Here is an 18,207-nt window from a genome sequence, read left to right on the forward strand (position 1 = left end):
GCGCGGTTCCCGCACGGCTTGGGGGAGGATGTACTCATGCAGCCACGGAACATGTCCATGAGCGGAGTCGTCGACCTCGCCGCCGTGAAGGCGGCCCAGGAGGCCAAGGCGAAGGCGGAGCAGGCGCGCGCCGAAGCCGCCAGGCAGGGTGGGGGCGCCGTATCGGGCGTCTCGCCGTCCAGCCTCGTCATCGACGTAGACGAGGCCGGTTTTGAGCGCGAGGTCCTGCAGCGCTCCACCGAAGTGCCCGTCGTCATCGACTTCTGGGCCGAGTGGTGCGAGCCGTGCAAGCAGCTGAGCCCGCTGCTCGAAGGCCTCGCGCGGGAGTACAACGGCCGTTTCGTCCTCGCCAAGATCGACGTCGACGCCAATCAGATGCTGATGCAGCAGTTCGGGGTCCAGGGGATCCCGGCCGTCTTCGCGGTGGTGGCCGGACAGGCCCTGCCGCTCTTCCAGGGCGCGGCCCCGGTGGAGCAGATCCGGCAGACCCTGGACCAGCTGATCCAGGTCGGCGAGGAGCGCTTCGGTCTGACCGGCCTCACCGTCGACCCGGACGCCCAGGGCGGGGAGCAGCAGGAAGCCCCCGTCGCCGAGGTGCCCGCGGGACCGCACGACGCCCTGCTCGAAGCCGCCGTACAGGCGCTGGATGCGGGCGACTTGGGCGGCGCGGTGCAGGCGTACCGCAACGTACTGAACGACGACCCGGGCAACACCGAGGCGAAGCTCGGCCTGGCGCAGGCCGAACTGCTGCAGCGTGTCGAGGGCCTTGACCCGCAGCAGGTCCGCAAGGACGCCGCCGACCGGCCCGCGGACGTGGCCGCGCAGATCGCCGCCGCCGACCTGGATCTGGTGGGCGGCCATGTGGAGGACGCCTTCGGCCGGCTCATCGACGCGGTGCGGCGCACGGCGGGCGACGACCGGGACGCCGCGCGCGTGCGGCTGCTCGAACTCCTCGAGGTGGTCGGCGCGGACGACCCGCGGGTGACCGCGGCGCGCACGCAGCTCGCGCGGGTCCTCTTCTGATCCGTTTCCCGGGCCGATCGCTGACCAGTCCCTAAACGCCGGGGCTTGTGATGCCCGAGTGAAAATTCGCCGTCAAGGCGTCACAGTGGCCGCGCTTTACCAAAACTTGGTAAACGCGGCCACTGTTACTTGGAGTAAGTCCAGGTCGGACTTCTGTCCTGGTGTGCCCTTCAACATCCCGTTCTGTTCCTGCCCATGGGTGCACCGTCCGTGGCCGACCGATACCGGGCGGTCGTGGTTCGGTTATCGCGCCGTTACTAGCCAGTAACGAACCCCCTTGTGCGGCGACCGAGAATGCACCACGATCGGCGACGCTCGGTCCATTGACCCGCAGCCCGAAAGCCAGTCGGGAGCGGGCTTTCTGGGTCCCCACCGAGCAGGCCGGAGACACCCCGTCGCCGGTCTAGGACAGGGGGGTCTCTGCCGTCCGGCAGAGCCTGTCCGGCAGGTTGTGCGTGTCGCGTGCGACCAGTGGTTGTCGCTCGGGGGTGATCTCCCGAGGACGTAGCGCTTCTCCCATCCCTGCCCGGCTGAGCCGTCGAACGGCAGCAGCCAGGGCCGGAGATGTACGTCCGAGAAGGAGGAAAGTCATGGAGTCCGTGGCTCGTGGCGGAACCAGATGGAAGCGGTTCGCCGTAGTCATGGTGCCGAGCGTCGCGGCGACTGCCGCGATAGGCGTGGCCCTCTCGCAGGGTGCACTCGCGGCATCGTTCAGTGTGTCCGGTCAGCAGTTCAAGGTGACTGCCGACCAGCTCGACGGTACGGGTTTCGTCCAGTACGGGGCGCTTGACAGCGGCAAGTCGGGTAACCACCCGGTCGCCGTCGTCGGCCTCGACTCGGCCAAGATCACCAACCTGTGTCAGTCCGTCGTCGTTCCGGTCCCCGTCTTCGGCGATGTGTCGATGACCCTCAAGGCCGGCGGCAAGGGCGGCCCCAGGGTCGAGGCGAAGAAGCTCTACATCGACGCCGATGACCTGAAGGCCGACGCCACGTTCACCAACGTGGACATCGGTGTCTCGATCGACCGGACCACCAAGGGCCCGGGTCCGTCGAAGGGCGACAAGTACGTCCCTGACTCGTTCGCGCAGCAGGCCGACAAGGTGCGGTTCACCGACGTCAAGCAGCGCGCGTGGGCGACCACGGCCGGCACCTTCAAGCTCTCCGGTCTTGCCATGTCGGTCAAGAAGGGCAAGCACGAGTGCTACTGAGGCGACTGACGCCTTAGCAGCGGCACTTGTCGCGAAGAAACGGCCGGGCGCGGGGGCGCACGGATCTTGACCTCGACCGTCCCCGTGCCCGAATCCGCAGGACACAGAACCAACGCCATTCCCCGAGGAGCTGTACGACATGAGCGCCGAAGCGCAAGTGGGACTGGGCGACAAGCTCGGCCGGATGCGCCGATCGTTCCGAGGGTGGCGCGGTCAGCGCCCGTTCTGGGGTGGTCTGCTGACGTTGCTCGGTGGCATCCCGATCATGTACTTCCCGTACGCGAACCTCACGATCGGCACCATGACGATCCGGATGGCGACGACCGCCGGTGCCGGCTCGCTGATCATCGGTGTCCTGCTTGTCGTGCTCGGCCTGACCATGTGGTTCCAGCCGCATTCCCGGATCTTCGCGGGTGTCGCGGCGATTCTGCTCGCCCTGGTCTCTCTGGTGGTCTCCAACTTCGGCGGCTTCGTCGTCGGCTTCCTGCTCGCGATGCTCGGCGGTGCCCTCGGCATCTCCTGGGCGGCGGACAAGCCGGTGAAGCAATCCGCGAGGAAGCGGGCCGAAGGCTCCGACAACGGGGCGCCGGAGCCCGCGGCCGCGGGGGCCGCGAACGGGGTGAGCGGCACTACGGACGATCTGTCAGGAACGAGCCCGGACAACGGGACGAACGGGAGGCACCGTGCCGGCTGACGAGGTGCACCATGAGGACTCCGCGGGTCAGCCCCGCGCGAGATCCGGGCCGCGCCACGCGGCACCCAGAAAGCCGCTCCTGACCCGCCTGCACGTCCCGGCGGGCAAGGCGATAGCCATCGCGGCCATGCCGACCGCCGTCCTCATGGGCATGGGTCTGACCCCCCAGCTCGCGCAGGCCAAGCCGCTGCCGAAGAACCCCTTCCAGGACGGCCCGTGTGTCACGGCGCCGGACGACGCCTCGAAGGACACCGAGAAGGAAGCCGACGAGGCTGCCGAGGAGAAGGCGGCGAAGGAGCAGGCGGAGAAGGACGCCGCCAAGAAGGACGAGGCCAAGAAGGACGAGGCCGCCGAGCCGACTCCCTCGCCCTCCGCCGGTGACAAGGCGGGCTCGGACTCCGACGGCTCAGGAAGCTCCGACAAGGCCGAGCCGACCCCGGCGCCGTCCGCCTCCGAGGACAAGGACGACAAGGCCGAGGAGCCCGCTCCGGAGCCCTCCGAGACCAAGAACCCGCTGGACCCGCTGGGTGTCGGCCCCGCGCTCAAGGATCTCTTCACGCCTGACGAGAAGGAGTCCGAGAGCCCCACGCCGACCCCCTCGGCCTCGGAGGAGAGCAAGTCGCCCGAGTCCCCCGAGGACAAGGCGAAGAACACGGTCGACGACGTCACCAAGCCCGTCGACGACACCCTCGACGGGGTCAAGGACGGCGTCGAGGACGGTGCCGACAAGGCCGGGGACGCGGTCGACAAGGCCAAGGAAGACGCCGAGAAGGCGGCCCAGGAGGCTGCCGACAAGGCGAAGGCCGAGGAGTCCGCGGACCCGATGGCACCGGACGAGAACGGCAAGAAGCCGTTCCCGTGCGTGGTCGAGAAGAAGGTCGACGGAAAGGCCGAGCAGACGCCCGCGCCGATCCCGAACCAGCCGTGGAACCTGGAGGCCAGCTCGCTCACCCTCAAGGGCGCGGACTACCAGGGCGTCGTGAACCTGACGATGCCCAACGGCAAGAGCAAGCAGGCACTGAAGTACGTCGTCCAGAACACGGACATCGGCGACCTGCACCAGATCGTCGAGGGCCCGGCCGGGAAGAAGTACCACGTCCAGGCCGAGAAGGGCTCCACGTCCACGATCCGTGGCGGCGAGACGACGATGTACACCGAGTCGATCTCCGGCAAGCTCTTCGGCCTGATCCCGATCACGTTCGACCCGGAGCACCCGCCGCCCCTGAACATCCCGCTGATCTACTTCACGGACGTGAAGGTGCAGCAGGCGGGCCAGTTCGGCGGCAACCTGCACGTCCCCGGCCTGAGCCAGACGATCACCGACTGATCTTCACCGGGAGCCGCAAAAGCGCTGAGGGCGCCCCCTGCATCAGGGGGCGCCCTCAGTGTCGTACGGCTCGGGTGGTGCGTCAGTCGCGGCCGACGCCGCCCAGGTGGTGCACCCGGACCATGTTGGTGGTGCCGGGGACACCGGGGGGCGAACCGGCCGTGATGATCACGGTGTCGCCGTCGTTGAAGCGGTTCAGCTTGATCAGCTCGGCGTCGACGAGGTCGACCATCGCGTCGGTGTTGTCGACGTGCGGCACGACGTACGAGTCGACGCCCCAGCTCAGGGAGAGCTGGTTGCGGGTGGCCTCGTCGGTGGTGAAGGCCAGGATCGGCTGGGCCGCGCGGTAGCGGGACAGACGGCGGGCCGTGTCACCGGACTGCGTGAAGGCGATCAACGCCTCGCCGCCGAGGAAGTCGGCGATCTCGCACGCGGCACGGGCCACCGAACCACCCTGCGTACGCGGCTTCTTGCCGGGCACGAGCGGCTGCAGACCCTTGGCGAGCAGCTCCTCCTCGGCCGCCGCGACGATCTTCGACATCGTCTTGACGGTCTCGATCGGGTAGGCGCCCACGGACGACTCGGCGGACAGCATGACCGCGTCCGCGCCGTCCAGGATCGCGTTGGCGACGTCGGACGCCTCGGCGCGCGTGGGGCGCGAGTTGGTGATCATCGACTCCATCATCTGGGTCGCGACGATCACCGGCTTGGCGTTGCGGCGGCACATCTCCACCAGGCGCTTCTGCACCATCGGGACCTTCTCGAGCGGGTACTCGACGGCCAGGTCGCCACGGGCGACCATGACGGCGTCGAAGGCCGCGACGACGCCCTCCATGTTGGCGACGGCCTGCGGCTTCTCCACCTTGGCGATGACGGGGACCCGGCGGCCCTCCTCGTCCATCACCTTGTGGACGTCCTTGACGTCGCTCGCGTCGCGCACGAAGGAGAGGGCGACCATGTCGCAGCCCATCTTCAGCGCGAAGCGCAGGTCCTCGATGTCCTTCTCGGAGAGCGCGGGCACGTTCACGGCCGCGCCGGGCAGGTTGATGCCCTTGTGGTCGGAGATGACGCCGCCCTCGACGACGATCGTCTTCACCTGCGGCCCGCTCACCTCGACGACCCGCAGCTCGACGTTGCCGTCGTTGATCAGGACCTGGTCGCCCTTGGAGACGTCACCGGGCAGGCCCTTGTAGGTGGTGCCACAGATCGACTTGTCGCCGGGGACGTCCTCGGTGGTGATGGTGAACTCGTCACCGCGCACCAGCTCGACGGGTCCCTCGGCGAAGGTCTCCAGACGGATCTTCGGGCCCTGCAGGTCGGCGAGGACGCCGACGGCACGGCCGGTCTTGTCGGCAGCCGCACGGACGCGGTCGTACCGCCCCTGGTGCTCGGCGTGCGTGCCGTGGCTGAAGTTGAAGCGGGCCACATTCATGCCGGCCTCGATCAGCGAGACGAGCTGCTCTTCGGAGTCGACGGCGGGGCCCAGCGTGCAGACGATTTTGGAACGGCGCATAGGGGCGATCCTATCGGTTTGTTTCGCTTCGGAATATTCCGTCTGGTGGAATCTACAAATGGGCGGAACTGCGCTCAGGCGTTGCGGTGAAGAAATGCTGATGAATTGCGGTTATGACGGGTTCTGCGGGTTCCCCACCAATGCATATGTCTGCTGAGCGATCTCCAGCTCCTCGTCGGTGGGGACGACGGCGACCGCGACCCGCGCGTACTCCGGTGAGATCAGCCGGGCCTCGTCGGAACGTACGGCGTTGAGTTCTCCGTCGACCGCGAGCCCCAGTTCCTCCAGGCCCGCGACGGCAGCCTCCCGCACCGGCGCCGCGTTCTCACCGACCCCCGCCGTGAACGCGATGGCGTCCACCCGGCCGAGCACCGCGTAATAGGCGCCGATGTACTTCTTCAGACGGTGGATGTAGATGTCGAAGGCGAGCGAGGCGGCCTCGTCGCCCCCGTCGATCCGGCGCCGGATCTCCCGCATGTCGTTGTCGCCGCAGAGACCGACCAGACCGCTCTTCTTGTTGAGCAGGGTGTCGACCTCGTCGATCGACATCCCGCCGACGCGGGCCAGGTGGAAGACGACCGCCGGGTCCACGTCACCGGAACGGGTACCCATCACGAGCCCCTCAAGCGGTGTGAGCCCCATCGATGTCTCCACGCACCTGCCGCCCCGCACGGCGCTCGCGGAGGCGCCGTTGCCCAGGTGCAACACGATGACGTTCACGTCCTCGGGCGTCTTGCCGAGCAGCTTGGCGGTCTCCCGGGACACGTATGCGTGCGACGTCCCGTGGAAGCCGTAGCGCCGCACGCGGTGCTGGTCGGCGGTGGCCACGTCGATCGCGTAGCGCGCCGCCGACTCCGGCATCGTCGTGTGGAACGCCGTGTCGAAGACGGCGACCTGCGGGAGGTCGGGACGCAGCGCCTGGGCCGTGCGGATGCCGGTGATGTTGGCCGGGTTGTGCAGCGGCGCCACCGGCACCAGCCGCTGGATCTCCGCGAGCACCTCGTCCGTGATGACCGTCGGCTCGGTGAACTTCAGGCCGCCGTGCACCACGCGGTGGCCGATCGCGGCCAGCTCGGGGGAGTCGAGGCCGAGCCCGTCGGCGGCCAGCTCGGCGGCGACCGCCTTCAGCGCGGCCTCGTGATCGGCGATCGGCTCCTCGCGCTCCCGCTCCTCGCCGCCGCCGGCCAGCGGGGTGTGCTTGAGCCGCGAGGTCTCCTCGCCGATGCGCTCGACCAGGCCGACCGCGAGGCGTGAGCTGTCGCTCATGTCGAGGAGCTGGTACTTCACCGACGACGAGCCGGAGTTGAGGACGAGGACACGGGTGGCGCTCACAGGAGGAATGCTTTCTGTAGACGTCATACGGAGGGGGCGACGGCCGGGCCCTGGGCCTGGATCGCGGTGATCACGACGGTGTTGACGATGTCCTGCACGAGGGCGCCGCGGGACAGGTCGTTGACCGGCTTGCGCAGGCCCTGGAGGACCGGGCCCACGGCGATCGCGCCGGCCGAGCGCTGCACGGCCTTGTACGTGTTGTTGCCGGTGTTCAGGTCCGGGAAGATCAGCACGCTCGCCTGCCCCGCGACCTCCGAGTCCGGCAGCTTCGTCGCCGCGACCGAGGGCTCCACGGCCGCGTCGTACTGGATCGGACCCTCGATCTTCAGGTCGCCCCGGCTCTCCCGCACCAGCTCCGTCGCCTCGCGCACCTTGTCGACGTCGGCGCCCGAACCCGACGTACCCGTCGAGTACGACAGCATCGCGATCCGCGGCTCCACGCCGAACTGCTCGGCGGTGGCCGCCGCCTGGACGGCGATGTCGGCGAGCTGCACGGCGTTCGGGTCCGGATTGACCGCGCAGTCGCCGTAGACGAGCACCTTGTCGGCGAGGCACATGAAGAAGACCGAGCTGACGATCGAGGCGTCCGGCTTCGTCTTGATGATCTCGAACGCGGGCCGGATGGTGGCGGCCGTGGAGTGAACAGAACCCGAAACCATGCCGTCGGCGAACCCCTCCTGCACCATCAGGGTGCCGAAGTAGTTCACGTCCGCGACGACGTCGTACGCCAGCTCGACGGTGACGCCCTTGTGGGCGCGCAGCTCGGCGTACTTGGCGGCGAACGCGTCCCGCAGCTCGGAGGTCTGCGGGTCGATGAGCTGCGACGCGGCGAGGTCGACGCCGAGGTCCGCGGCCTTCTTGCGGATCTGCTCGACCGGGCCGAGCAGCGTCAGGTCGCAGACACCGCGGCGCAGGAGCACGTCGGCGGCGCGCAGGACACGCTCCTCGGTGCCCTCGGGCAGCACGACGCGGCGCTTGTCGGAGCGGGCCTGCTCCAGGAGCTTGTGCTCGAACATCATCGGCGTGACGCGGTCGCTGCTGGGGGCCTGTACGCGGCCGAGCAGCCCCGCCGTGTCGACGTACCGCTCGAAGAGCCCGAGGGCCGTCTCCGCCTTGCGGGGCGTGGCGGCGTTCAACTTCCCCTCCAGGGCGAAGAGTTCACCCGCGGTGGGGAACGAGCCGCCGGACACCGCGATGACCGGGGTGCCGGGCGCGAGGCGGTCGGCGAGCTTCAGGATCGCCTCGCCGGGCTGTTCGTTGAGGGTCAGCAGGACGCCCGCGATGGGCGGCGTACCGGCGCTGTGCGCGGCGAGCGAGCCCACCACGAGGTCGGCGCGGTCCCCGGGGGTGACCACGAGGCAGCCCGGGGTCAGGGCGTTCAGGAAGTTCGGCAGCATCGCGCCGCCGAAGACGAAGTCGAGAGCGTCTCGCGCCAGGCCCGCGTCGTCGCCGAGCACGACGCGCCCGCCGAGCGCGTGGGTGATCTGGGCGACCGTGGGGGCGGCGAGCGCGGGCTCGTCCGGCAGGACATAGCTGGGTACGGGAAGGCCGGCCGCGAGGCCCTCGTAGATCTCGTCGCGGTCGGCGGGCGCCACCCGGTTGGTGACCATCGCCAGGACGTCGCAGCCCAGGCTCTCGTAGGCACGGTAGGCGTTGCGCGTCTCGGCGCGGACGGATTCGGCGGTCTGGTTCTTGCCGCCGACTACGGCTATCACCGAGGCGCCGAACTCGTTGGCGAGCCGGGCGTTGAGGGACAGCTCGTCCGGGAGCTGCGTGTCGGCGAAGTCCGTGCCGAGCACCAGGACGATCTCGTAGTCCCGGGCGACCCGGTGAAAACGGTCGACGAGCTGGCTGACCAGCTCGTCGGTGCCCTGCTCGGCCTGGATCGCGGAGGCCTCGTGGTAGTCCATGCCGTACCCGGATGCCGCGTCCTGAGCGAGCCGGTAGCGGGCCCGCAGAAGATCGAAGAGGCGATCGGGTCCGTCGTGGACCAGCGGCCGGAAGACCCCCACCCGGTCGACCTGGCGGGTCAGGAGTTCCATGACTCCCAGCTCGATGACCTGGCGGCCGTCGCCGCGGTCGATCCCGGTCACGTACACGCTGCGCGTCACGCGTGCTCTCTCCTTCTCCGCTGCTCCGCCGCGGGTTTCCCTGGGCGCCCGGCGTGACCGGGCGACTTCCGTCAGGGCCGGACAAATGACCCGATATGGCTGCCGTGCCCTCTTGACAATACCTCTGCGGCTGGCTAGGTCGCCCGCCGGACGAAAGGCCTCGTGGAGCGGGCCCAAGGGCCTTCTCCCCAGGATCGGCCGGGGCAGCCGTGAACGGGGTCGCTCCGTGGGTGAGCGGCACCGGGTGCGCGGTCGTGGAACAATCGGACCGGCTCACACGCATCAACAGCGAGCAGGAGACACAGCACGATGCGCATCGGAATTCTCACCGCAGGCGGCGACTGCCCTGGCCTCAACGCAGTGATCCGGTCGGTCGTGCACCGAGCCGTCACGCACTACGGCGACGAGGTCATCGGCTTCGAGGACGGCTACGCGGGCCTGCTCGACGGCCGCTACCGCTCCCTCGGCCTCAACGAGGTCAGCGGCATCCTGGCCCGCGGCGGAACGATCCTCGGCTCCTCGCGCCTGGAGCGCGACCGCTTCCGCGCGGCCTGCGAGGACGCGCAGGCGCTTGCCAAGGAGATCGGCTTCGACGCCCTGATCCCGATCGGCGGCGAGGGCACCCTCACTGCCGCGAAGATGCTGTCGGACGCGGGCCTGCCGGTGGTGGGCGTCCCGAAGACGATCGACAACGACATCTCCTCCACGGACCGCACCTTCGGCTTCGACACGGCGGTGGGGGTCGCCACGGAGGCGATGGACCGCCTCAAGACGACCGCCGAGTCCCACCAGCGCGTGATGGTGGTCGAGGTCATGGGCCGGCACGCGGGCTGGATCGCCCTGGAGTCCGGCATGGCGGGCGGTGCCCACGGCATCTGCCTCCCGGAGCGCGCCTTCGACCCCGCTGACCTGGTCAAACTGGTCGAGGAGCGGTTCTCGCGCGGCAAGAAGTTCGCGGTGATCTGCGTGGCGGAGGGCGCGCACCCCGCCGAGGGCACCATGAACTACGGCAAGGGCGCGATCGACCAGTTCGGCCACGAGCGCTTCCAGGGCATCGGCACGGCGCTCGCGTACGAACTGGAGACCCGCCTCGGCAAGGAGGCCAAGCCGGTCATCCTCGGCCACGTCCAGCGCGGCGGCACCCCGACGGCGTACGACCGTGTCCTCGCGACCCGCTTCGGCTGGCACGCGGTGGAGGCGGTGCACCGCGACGACTACGGCCGGATGACGGCCCTGCGGGGCACCGACATCACGATGGTGCCGCTCGCGGAAGCGGTCACCGAGCTGAAGACGGTGCCGAAGGACCGGATGGACGAGGCGGAGTCGGTCTTCTAGGGGGCGCTGTCCTGCCTGGTGTCAGCTCCCGGCGGCGCCGCGCACCTGGGTCCAGAAGTGCTCCAGGATCTTGTCCAGGAAGTCCTGCCCGGCGCTCCCCGAGGCGTCGGCCCCGGCCCCGCCGCCCCAGCTGAGCGTCCGCACCATGCGCGCCTGATAGTCGGCGTGCAACTGCTGAAGCACATCCTCGACGTGCCTCTTCTGCACGGGCAGCATCTTGCTGACGGGCCGCACGTACCCCTGCCAGCGGGTCGTGACGGCCCTGCGCAGCAGGTCGGCGAGGTCGTCGGCGCGTCCGATGACGCTGATGAAGTCGGGCAACGGAAGCTGCAGCACGTCGGCGAGGGCGGCGGACTGCCGCTCGTTGCCGCGCCAGGCGTTGGTCTCCTCCATGTGCAGATAGGCCTGGATCTCGACGCCGGACCCGCGCGCCACGTCCTCGGGCGCGAGCCCACGGGCGAGCCGGTGCTCGCGCAGGGTGGTGGCGGCGCCCATGAGCTCACCGGGGGAGCACCACAGGGTCCCCGCGAGGGCGGTGAGCTCGGCGGCGGTCGGCGCGGCAAGCCCGCGCTCCCAGGCGGCGATGGTCTCGGGGGTGATGTAGGTGAGCCCGTAACTCGCCCGCATCCCGTAGGCGACATGCCCGTGCGCCATCCCCAGCGCCTCACGTAGACGCCGGGCGGCGGGAAAGTTGAACGGGGGCGTCGGCTGATTGGGCTGGCTCGATTGCACGGGCACACGGTATGGGCGCCGGGGGCTGGCGACTACGGTGCGTTCATACGAGGTTGCGGATTGGTGTGATGCTACGGAGTGGTGGGTGCGTGGGGGGCGTGGGGCCCGCAGAGCGCCTCCTCCAGCGCGTGTCCGTACGCGCGGAAGAGGGGCCGGGCCTCGGGATGTGCGGGGGAGTCCGGGAGCAGCAGGTCGGCGAGGTGGGCGACGCGCCACATCCGGAGGACGGCCGTGGCTGTGGCTTCCGGCGCGGGGCCGCCGGGTTCCTCGTCCAGCGCACTGCCGACGAGCCCCGCCGCGATACGCAGCGCCTCGGCGAGGAGTACAGCCCCGTGTGGGACCTCGGGTCCGCGGGCGATCGCCGCGGTGATCAGGGCCTGGAGGAAGCGGGTCAGCTGCAGGTCCGCGCCGAGTCGGCTCATGCGCCGTACGGCGCCTGGCTGATCGAACCGCCCCCGCACGTCCTCGTACCCGGAGGACCAGAGCAGGAGGCTCGGCGCCTCCACGGGGTGCTCCCGCAGATAGCCGAGTTCATCGAAGATCCCCATGACCGGCTCCCCGAAGTCCCCGACCCGCCGGACCACTTCGAGCAGCCGCCCCACATCACCCTGCCGGCCCGCCACGAACCCGCCCACGGAGACATCCGCCAGCTCCCAGGTCCCGGCCGAGGCCACCGCGCCGATCTCGATGAGGCCGCCGAGGGGGCCGAAGACGGAGCGGGCGAGGGTCTCCTCCGGGACGTCCCACTTCGGGACGCTCAACTTGCTCCTGCCCGCCGCACTCACTGCGGCAGCTCTTCGCGCGATAGGTCGCCATCGCAGAACACACAGACGAAGTGGCAATCTTTCACGGTGTTCCATTCATGGCAGGCGGAGCAGTGGCGAAAGGTGATGGGGTGCGTGAAGCCGGTACCGCAGTAGATGCCCACATGTCTCAGGCACCTCTCGACCGTGGGCCACGACGCATTCCCCGGGCAGTAGCCGGTCGATTGATTACTGATGTACGTGGCCGACCATCGCCCTGACGAGCGGGTAAATCCCATCTCTCCGGCGGCCAGGACCGTGTTCCCGCCTGCGCACGCCACGTGCTCCGAGCGTCTTGGTGCGAGCAGCAGAGTGTGCGACATGTCGATGACGAACGTGAATGGCTGACTCAATTCGTCTTGGTCGCGAGCAGCAAGGAAGGCCTCCAAGTCCTGAGTGGACTGAACTCGATGCCCTCCGCGAAGTGGAATGCCTTCCCTGATGTCGGGAGGTCCTACATACTCGTACACCGGCACTCGTGCTCTCTACCCTTCCGTGTCGAGGCGTAGATCTTGGATGCGGAGAGGAGCGTCGACGGCCGGCGACGGTTTTCCAGCGGAGTCGATAAGTGGCCCGGGAACTCCGGGCCCCCAGGATTGCCACCCCTCATGGAAGTAGTGATCGGTCAGTACGGGACCGTTAGGTCCCCTCGATACGTGGTCAGTCAGATGCTCGCCCAAGGCTGTCAAAAAGTCACTGATCTTGGCTTCTGCCGGGTTTGCTTGCTCGCTGCTCCAGCAGCCCAGCCAGCCCCTCCCTGCTGTCCGGCTTCCGGATCTCACACACACCCACGCGAGGCCGGCTCCCGGGGGCGTGTCGCGAATGATGTCGGCAATCAGTCGATCAGTGTCGTTAAGTAGCACTGAGGTCATGGCGTTTACTCCCGTAGTGCAAACTCTATGAGGAGGTTCGGGTCCATTTCGCCGGTTCCGATTCTTCGGACAACTTCTGCCGTCCGATGATGCCCTCCGGTTATGTGTACCCGAGACCCCGGGAAACGTGGGGAGTCGCCCGGGCCCCAGTCGCGATATCCGCTGATGGGGTCGTTTCCTTGAGGGCCTCCGAATCTGGTCAGGTCCTCGCTAGGTAGATTCCTGTCCGCCAGGGCCTGGGAGCGTTCCAGTTCGGGCCAGTAAGCCGATAGGGCGTCGCCCGCCATCTCGTAGCTCTTCTTGAGCTTCTTCAGCTTGCCCGGCGCGTCCTCGAACTCTCGCGTGAACGACTCGGCCGTCTTGCCCGCCCAGGTGAGGATCGCGTCCTCGCCCGCCATCCCCTTGATGTCCCGCAGCACCTTGGACACGTCGTCGGCGAAGTCGTGCAGGTTCTTCGCCAGGTTCCGGACCCGGTCCGGATCACCGGGTGTCGGGTCCTTGTCCAGGTCCAGGACATGCCAATCCGCCGGACGATTGCCCCCCATTTCGCTCCCCCGTCCTGCGTGTGTCGTCGTCTAGCGGTTGATCGACTGGATCTCCTCGACCACGACCTCCTGATCCGCGCCGAACTCACCGTTGGGAAGTCCCACCGGGTTGTCGACGCCCGTGCCCGTCCAGCTGATCTTCCAGGTGACGGTTGCCTTGAGCGGGTAAGAGCCGTCGCCGGACGAGCGGAGGTACTTCACGCCGCAGGGCGGGTCCTGCTCGGACTTGCCCTTGGCGTAGGGCTCACCGATCTTGCCGTCCTTGATGGGGCAGGCGCCGGATGCGGGGTAGGTCTCGGCGTCCTTGGTGCCGGGGTCGATCTTGAGGGAGATCGGTTCGGCCGTCGTCGTCGCCTCGATGCCGATGTCGGGGACGGAGGCCGTCACCGACACCGGCTTGAACTCCGCGCCGTCCAACCAGGCCCAGGTCGGCAGGTTGACCTTCGTCGGGCCCTCCGGCGCGAGGGTCACCTCGGTGCCGGGTACGCGGATTTCGGCGTACGCGAGCTTCGAGAGGATCTCGGGCGTGATGGCCTCGGGGATGTCCGCCGGGGGTGGATCGCCCTTGTCGACCCAGAAGGTGGGCTTCTTGCAGGCGTCCCAGCCGGGCGGGTAGCTGTCGTTGGAGAAGGACGTCCACCAGTAGCCCTCGCCGGCCTTGTCCATGTTGAAGTCCTTGTACGGCTCGCCGTCCACGTACCGCTTCTTCTGCTCCAAGTCCCACTGGTGCCCCGTCGACTCGGCCTGCCAGATCGGCTCGACGTACTTCTTGAACTGGGCGGGGGAGTACTTGGGGGCGTACCAGCAGGCGGGCGGGGTCCAGTTCGTGGCCGGGGTCACGGAGCCGGTCTTGGGGCCCGAGCCGTTCTTGGAGCGGTCGTAGACGATGCCGGACGCGGTGGCGGACAGCTGATCTCCGTCCGCGTTGCCCGATGCGTCGCTGTCGGAGCCTGGATTCTGGGCGCCGCCGCCGATTTCGTTGTCAGCGGCCGCCGGGATGGCTGTAAGGATGACGCTGCCAAGGGCAGCGACGGTCACTAGTTTCAAGCGGTGTCTCATGGCTGGCACTTTTCGCTCCCCCGAGTCGAATGCATCTCCGTGGTCACCCAGACGCCCGCGTCGTTCAACCGCAGCTTGGCCGCGTAGAGGACGTAGCTGTTCTTGGTCACGGGCGTCTTGTTGACCTTGTCCTTCTTGAGGTACTTGTCGTACGCCTTGCTCTGGTCCTCGCAGTAGATGAGTGACGCCGAGCCGCCTTCGCCTGAGATGACCGGGTCGTAATAGCGGTAGGCGCCGGTGGTGCGCGCGTTCGCGTCTACGTAGGCCTTGATGAACTTCTGCGTCTGGGCGGCCGCTTCGCCTTCGTAGTAGAAGCGGTACGCCTTGTTCGTCGGGTCCTGCTCGGCGATGGCCATGTCGACCGCCTGGATGGACTGCTTGCTGTCCTCCAGGATCGCGTCATCGGCCTTCTTGCCCGTCTTCGGCCAGTCGAAGGTGTACTTCAAGTCCGAGGGCAGGTTGACCTTCGGGCGCTCAGCTCCCGCCGGTTCCGAAGCAGTGGGCGAAGCCGACTCCTTCTCGCCCCCCTTGTCCGCCCCAGCGATCTTGTCGTTGTCCTTGGACTCGTCGTCGCCGCTGCCGCAAGCTGTCAGCAGCAGAGCCGCGGTCGCGGTGAGGGCGACCGTCGCGAGACGGAGAGGGCGGTTCACTGAAGGCTCCTGGTGAGGGTGAGAGTTGGCGCGAGCTAAGCACGCTAGTGGGAGCTGATCGACGGCACCAGAGAGATATCTGCTGAGCAATGGGGCGTGAGGGGTTCATCCCGGTGAATCGGGCAGCGAAATAGTCCCAGGACCGGTGGGGAGAAGGAGGAGTTCACGTGGGGATGGAGCGGAAGGCCATGGATCTTGCGGGGTACATGGAGCGTGCTCGTAGTGGGCCCTGCTTTGTCTGTGCGTTTCTTGGCGGGGAGGCGGGCTATGACCATCACCTCGTCCACGAGGACGACGAGCACGTTGCCTTTCTCGACCGGTGGCCCACCCTCCCCGGGAAGGTCCTCGTCGCGCCCAAGGCCCACGTCGAGCACGTCGTGCGTGACCTGGACGAGGCCGCGTACGTGCGGATCATGCTCTTCGTGCGCCAGGTAACCCGTGCCGTCGAGCGTGTCTTCGACTCCGAGCGCACCTATCTCTATTCCCTCGGGAGTCAGGAAGGGAACAGCCACCTCCATTGGCACATCGCCGCCCTGCCGCCCGGAATCCCTTACGAAGAGCAGCAGTTCCACGTCCTGATGACCGAGAACGGGGTGTGGGACGTGCCGCCGGAGGAGATGGCCGACCTCGCCGCGCGGCTTCGCGCCGCCGTCGGACCCTAGCCACCGCTACCGCTACTGCTTCGTCGGCTCGTACTTACTGTCCACCTTGCCGATCTCCGCCCACGTGTCCTCCTCCCGGCGGTCGAACCACACCGGGCGTTGCCGCGCCGAGCGACCCTTTTCGAAGGAGACCTCGTCGAGGAGGCCGTTGACCGAGACGTTCTGGATCTCGCGGTCCAGGGTGTGGCGGAGCGAAGTCGGCGAGGCGTCCGCGGGGAGTTCCTTGAGAGCCGTCGCCAGGGCCAGCGCCCCGTCGTACAGCTCGTCGTTCCCGCGTGCGGGAAGGTTGTCGCCCGGTTCGCCGGAGTAGTTGCGGGCGCGCAGGACGCCGTCCGGGATGTTTTTGTCGTTCCGTTCGGCCGTGGCCCGTTCCTCGGAGTCCTCGCAGATGCCTGCCGGATCGCCCTCGGCGATGACGGGCCCCGTAAAGCCGTCCGCCCTGAGCTTCTCGGCCCACGTGTCGACATCCGTGGCCAGGGGCAGCACGACCGCTTCAGCCTGTGCCTTGTCGACCAGCGCCGGGATCTCTGACGCCTTCACCTCGCTGGGGCTGGTCTCCAGCGTCTTGACGGTCACGCCCGCCTTGCGCAGTGCCGTGCCCATGCCGTTCGAGCGGTTCGCCCAGAGTCCGTCCTCGGCCACCAGGACCCGGCGTGCCTTCGTCTGCGTCGAGAGGTACTCGGCCATCGCCTCGCCCTGTCGTGCCTCGTCCGCGGGAATCGCGAACTGCGCACCCCGGAACGCGACTTCGGAGCAGGTGGCGATCTCGGGCAGGAACGCCTCGTCCGTGTCGTGCACCCAGGCAAAGTCGGTGGTGTCCCCGATGACGGCGAGCATGTCCGGGTGCTTGGCGAGCAGCTTGCGGGACGGGATGTCCGGGTCGGCGGTCAGCGGTACGAGACGGAAGCGGTCGCCGCTCTCGGCACCGAGCACCTCGGAGAAGGCGGACTCGACCGTGCGCAGCTGCTGCGTCGTGAACGACTTGTACTCGCCCTTTTCGTACGTGTCGGTGGCGTTTCTCGCGCCTACGTGCTCGTAGCTGTGGGCGACGCCGATCTCGTGGACGGTCGGGGCGGCGCCGTCCCTGCCGGCGGATGTGGACCCGGTGTCCGGCGCGGCGAGGGAGCGTATGCCGAGGACCGTGGGGACGCTGACAGCCAGCACGAGTGCGGTTGTGATCAGCACACGCTTGCGCGAGGCGCGCCGAGGGCGGTTCCTTTCGGGCGCGTGCTTGCTCGCGGAGGTCGTGGCCGGCTGCGTGAGGGCGTTCGCGACCTGTGCCGCCGGGGGTTGATCCTGCGGGTCCGCATCCTGCGGGCCCGCATCCCGTGGGTGAGCATCCCGCGGGCCCGCATCCCGTGGGTGAGCATCCCGCGGGTCCGCATCCCGTGGGTGAGCATCCTGCGGGCCCGCCGCCGCTTTCCCCGGGACCTGGTCCTGAAGGGCGGGGCCCGCCCCCTCCGCCCCCCGCCCCACCGCCAGAATCTGTTCGAGCACGGTCGCCGCGTCCGCCGGCCGGTCGGCGGGGTCCTTCGCGAGGAGGCCGAGGATGAGGCGCTCCACCGGCGCCGTCACCTCGACCCGCGCCCGCGATGGCCGCAGCGGTGCGTCGTTTACGTGGTTGTACATGACGCCCGCCGCTGAGCCGGTGAACGGCGGGTGACCGACGAGGAGTTCGTAGAGCACGCAGCCGAGCGCGTAGAGGTCGGTGCGTCCGTCGCCGGGCTCCTGGCGGAACCGCTCCGGCGCCAGATACGGCACGCTGCCGAACGGCAGTTGCCCCGTCTGCGTGAGGCGCGAGTCGCCCGCGGCGCGCTCCATGAACGTCGCGATGCCGAAGTCGACGACCTTGGCCGTGCCGTCCTGCGTGATCATGACGTTGCCGGGCTTGATGTCTCGGTGCACGATGCCCGCCGAGTGTGCCGCGTCCAGGGCGCGGCAGATGTCGGCAGCCCAGCGCAGCGCGTCCGCCACGGACACGCGGACGCTCTCGCGCAGCACTTGGTCGAGCGAGCGGCCCTGCACGAGGGCCATCACCAGGTACGGCGTCGGATGCTGGGCGCCGCCGTCCGTGCCGCCGTCCGTGCCGTGATCGTGGACGGCGACGATGTACGGGCTGTCCAGCGAGGCCGCCGCACGGGCCTCGAGGGCGAAGCGGGCCAGGAGCTGCTCCTGCTCGCCCTCGCCCTCGCCCTCATCCGCGAAGGCCGACGGCATGAGGAGCTTGACCGCCACCTCGCGCCCCAGGCTCCGGTCGCGGGCCCGCCACACCTCGCCCATGCCGCCGGCGCCGACCCGTTCGATCAGCTCGTAGCGGTCGTTCAGCAAACGCCCCCGCATG

14 protein-coding genes and 1 pseudogene are annotated in these 18,207 nt (G+C 68.6%); 6 read left to right on the forward strand and 9 right to left on the reverse strand.

Annotated elements, in window-relative coordinates; translation table 11 throughout:
• The first annotated feature begins 36 nt into the window (after positions 1-36).
• From ACZ5U5_RS36340 to ACZ5U5_RS36355, 4 genes are all read left to right on the forward strand, one after another.
• Positions 37-1,023: a tetratricopeptide repeat protein gene (locus ACZ5U5_RS36340; protein WP_469030528.1), complete on the forward strand. Its 987-nt coding sequence runs from the start codon at positions 37-39 to the stop codon at positions 1,021-1,023.
• Positions 1,024-1,613: 590 nt separating this feature from the next.
• On the forward strand, positions 1,614-2,231 hold the full coding sequence (locus tag ACZ5U5_RS36345; protein ID WP_363209339.1) for a DUF6230 family protein: 618 nt from the start codon (positions 1,614-1,616) through the stop codon (positions 2,229-2,231).
• 139 nt (positions 2,232-2,370) lie between these two features.
• A complete protein-coding gene (locus ACZ5U5_RS36350) occupies positions 2,371-2,925 on the forward strand; it encodes a DUF6114 domain-containing protein (RefSeq protein ID WP_469030531.1) in 555 nt (184 codons plus the stop codon).
• Entirely contained in the window at positions 2,915-4,252 is a 1,338-nt protein-coding gene (locus tag ACZ5U5_RS36355) for a hypothetical protein (RefSeq protein ID WP_469030533.1), read from the forward strand. Before ACZ5U5_RS36350 ends, ACZ5U5_RS36355 begins: the two co-directional genes overlap by 11 nt.
• Before the next feature lie 82 nt (positions 4,253-4,334).
• On the opposite strand, the gene pyk is transcribed toward ACZ5U5_RS36355, so the two are convergent.
• From pyk to pta, 3 genes are all read right to left on the reverse strand, one after another.
• On the reverse strand, positions 4,335-5,765 hold the full coding sequence (gene pyk / locus ACZ5U5_RS36360; RefSeq protein WP_469030535.1) for a pyruvate kinase: 1,431 nt from the start codon (positions 5,763-5,765) through the stop codon (positions 4,335-4,337).
• Between the two features lie 111 nt (positions 5,766-5,876).
• The gene (locus tag ACZ5U5_RS36365) at positions 5,877-7,097 is read right to left on the reverse strand and encodes an acetate kinase (protein ID WP_469030538.1); all 1,221 of its coding nucleotides are present in this window, start codon (positions 7,095-7,097) and stop codon (positions 5,877-5,879) included.
• A gap of 23 nt (positions 7,098-7,120) precedes the next feature.
• On the reverse strand, positions 7,121-9,208 hold the full coding sequence (gene pta / locus ACZ5U5_RS36370; RefSeq protein ID WP_469030540.1) for a phosphate acetyltransferase: 2,088 nt from the start codon (positions 9,206-9,208) through the stop codon (positions 7,121-7,123).
• A 309-nt stretch (positions 9,209-9,517) separates the two neighbouring features.
• Here pta and ACZ5U5_RS36375 point away from each other — a divergent pair, with 309 nt between their 5' ends.
• A complete protein-coding gene (locus tag ACZ5U5_RS36375) occupies positions 9,518-10,543 on the forward strand; it encodes an ATP-dependent 6-phosphofructokinase (protein ID WP_469030542.1) in 1,026 nt (341 codons plus the stop codon).
• A 21-nt stretch (positions 10,544-10,564) separates the two neighbouring features.
• Here ACZ5U5_RS36375 and ACZ5U5_RS36380 read toward each other — a convergent pair whose 3' ends face one another.
• From ACZ5U5_RS36380 to ACZ5U5_RS36400, 5 genes and pseudogenes are all read right to left on the reverse strand, one after another.
• Complete coding sequence (locus tag ACZ5U5_RS36380) at positions 10,565-11,281, reverse strand: helix-turn-helix domain-containing protein (protein WP_469030545.1); 717 nt, start codon at positions 11,279-11,281, stop codon at positions 10,565-10,567.
• Between the two features lie 65 nt (positions 11,282-11,346).
• On the reverse strand, positions 11,347-12,036 hold the full coding sequence (locus ACZ5U5_RS36385) for a hypothetical protein (RefSeq protein WP_469030548.1): 690 nt from the start codon (positions 12,034-12,036) through the stop codon (positions 11,347-11,349).
• A 1,129-nt stretch (positions 12,037-13,165) separates the two neighbouring features.
• Positions 13,166-13,495: pseudogene (locus tag ACZ5U5_RS36390) on the reverse strand (putative T7SS-secreted protein); the annotation flags it as partial.
• Between the two features lie 30 nt (positions 13,496-13,525).
• A complete protein-coding gene (locus tag ACZ5U5_RS36395; RefSeq protein WP_469030550.1) occupies positions 13,526-14,554 on the reverse strand; it encodes a hypothetical protein in 1,029 nt (342 codons plus the stop codon).
• The gene (locus tag ACZ5U5_RS36400) at positions 14,551-15,204 is read right to left on the reverse strand and encodes a hypothetical protein (protein WP_469030553.1); all 654 of its coding nucleotides are present in this window, start codon (positions 15,202-15,204) and stop codon (positions 14,551-14,553) included. The genes ACZ5U5_RS36395 and ACZ5U5_RS36400 overlap by 4 nt, the downstream gene beginning before the upstream one ends.
• A 173-nt stretch (positions 15,205-15,377) precedes the next feature.
• On the opposite strand from ACZ5U5_RS36400, the gene ACZ5U5_RS36405 reads away from it, so the two are divergent.
• Positions 15,378-15,866: an HIT family protein gene (locus ACZ5U5_RS36405; protein WP_469030642.1), complete on the forward strand. Its 489-nt coding sequence runs from the start codon at positions 15,378-15,380 to the stop codon at positions 15,864-15,866.
• Between the two features lie 12 nt (positions 15,867-15,878).
• Here ACZ5U5_RS36405 and ACZ5U5_RS36410 read toward each other — a convergent pair whose 3' ends face one another.
• The gene (locus tag ACZ5U5_RS36410; protein WP_469030555.1) at positions 15,879-18,206 is read right to left on the reverse strand and encodes a protein kinase domain-containing protein; all 2,328 of its coding nucleotides are present in this window, start codon (positions 18,204-18,206) and stop codon (positions 15,879-15,881) included.
• Position 18,207 lies beyond the last annotated feature (1 nt).

The sequence above is a fragment of the Streptomyces sp. NPDC033177 genome, from assembly GCF_055577715.1.

Coding starts and splice junctions, on each gene's coding strand:
- ACZ5U5_RS36340 (WP_469030528.1), top strand. CDS start 37: ATGCAGCCACGGAACATGTCCATGAGCGGAGTCGTCGACCTCGCCGCC.
- ACZ5U5_RS36345 (WP_363209339.1), top strand. CDS start 1,614: ATGGAGTCCGTGGCTCGTGGCGGAACCAGATGGAAGCGGTTCGCCGTA.
- ACZ5U5_RS36350 (WP_469030531.1), top strand. CDS start 2,371: ATGAGCGCCGAAGCGCAAGTGGGACTGGGCGACAAGCTCGGCCGGATG.
- pyk (WP_469030535.1), bottom strand. CDS start 5,765: ATGCGCCGTTCCAAAATCGTCTGCACGCTGGGCCCCGCCGTCGACTCC.
- ACZ5U5_RS36375 (WP_469030542.1), top strand. CDS start 9,518: ATGCGCATCGGAATTCTCACCGCAGGCGGCGACTGCCCTGGCCTCAAC.
- ACZ5U5_RS36395 (WP_469030550.1), bottom strand. CDS start 14,554: ATGAGACACCGCTTGAAACTAGTGACCGTCGCTGCCCTTGGCAGCGTC.
- ACZ5U5_RS36405 (WP_469030642.1), top strand. CDS start 15,378: ATGGAGCGGAAGGCCATGGATCTTGCGGGGTACATGGAGCGTGCTCGT.
- ACZ5U5_RS36410 (WP_469030555.1), bottom strand. CDS start 18,206: ATGCGGGGGCGTTTGCTGAACGACCGCTACGAGCTGATCGAACGGGTC.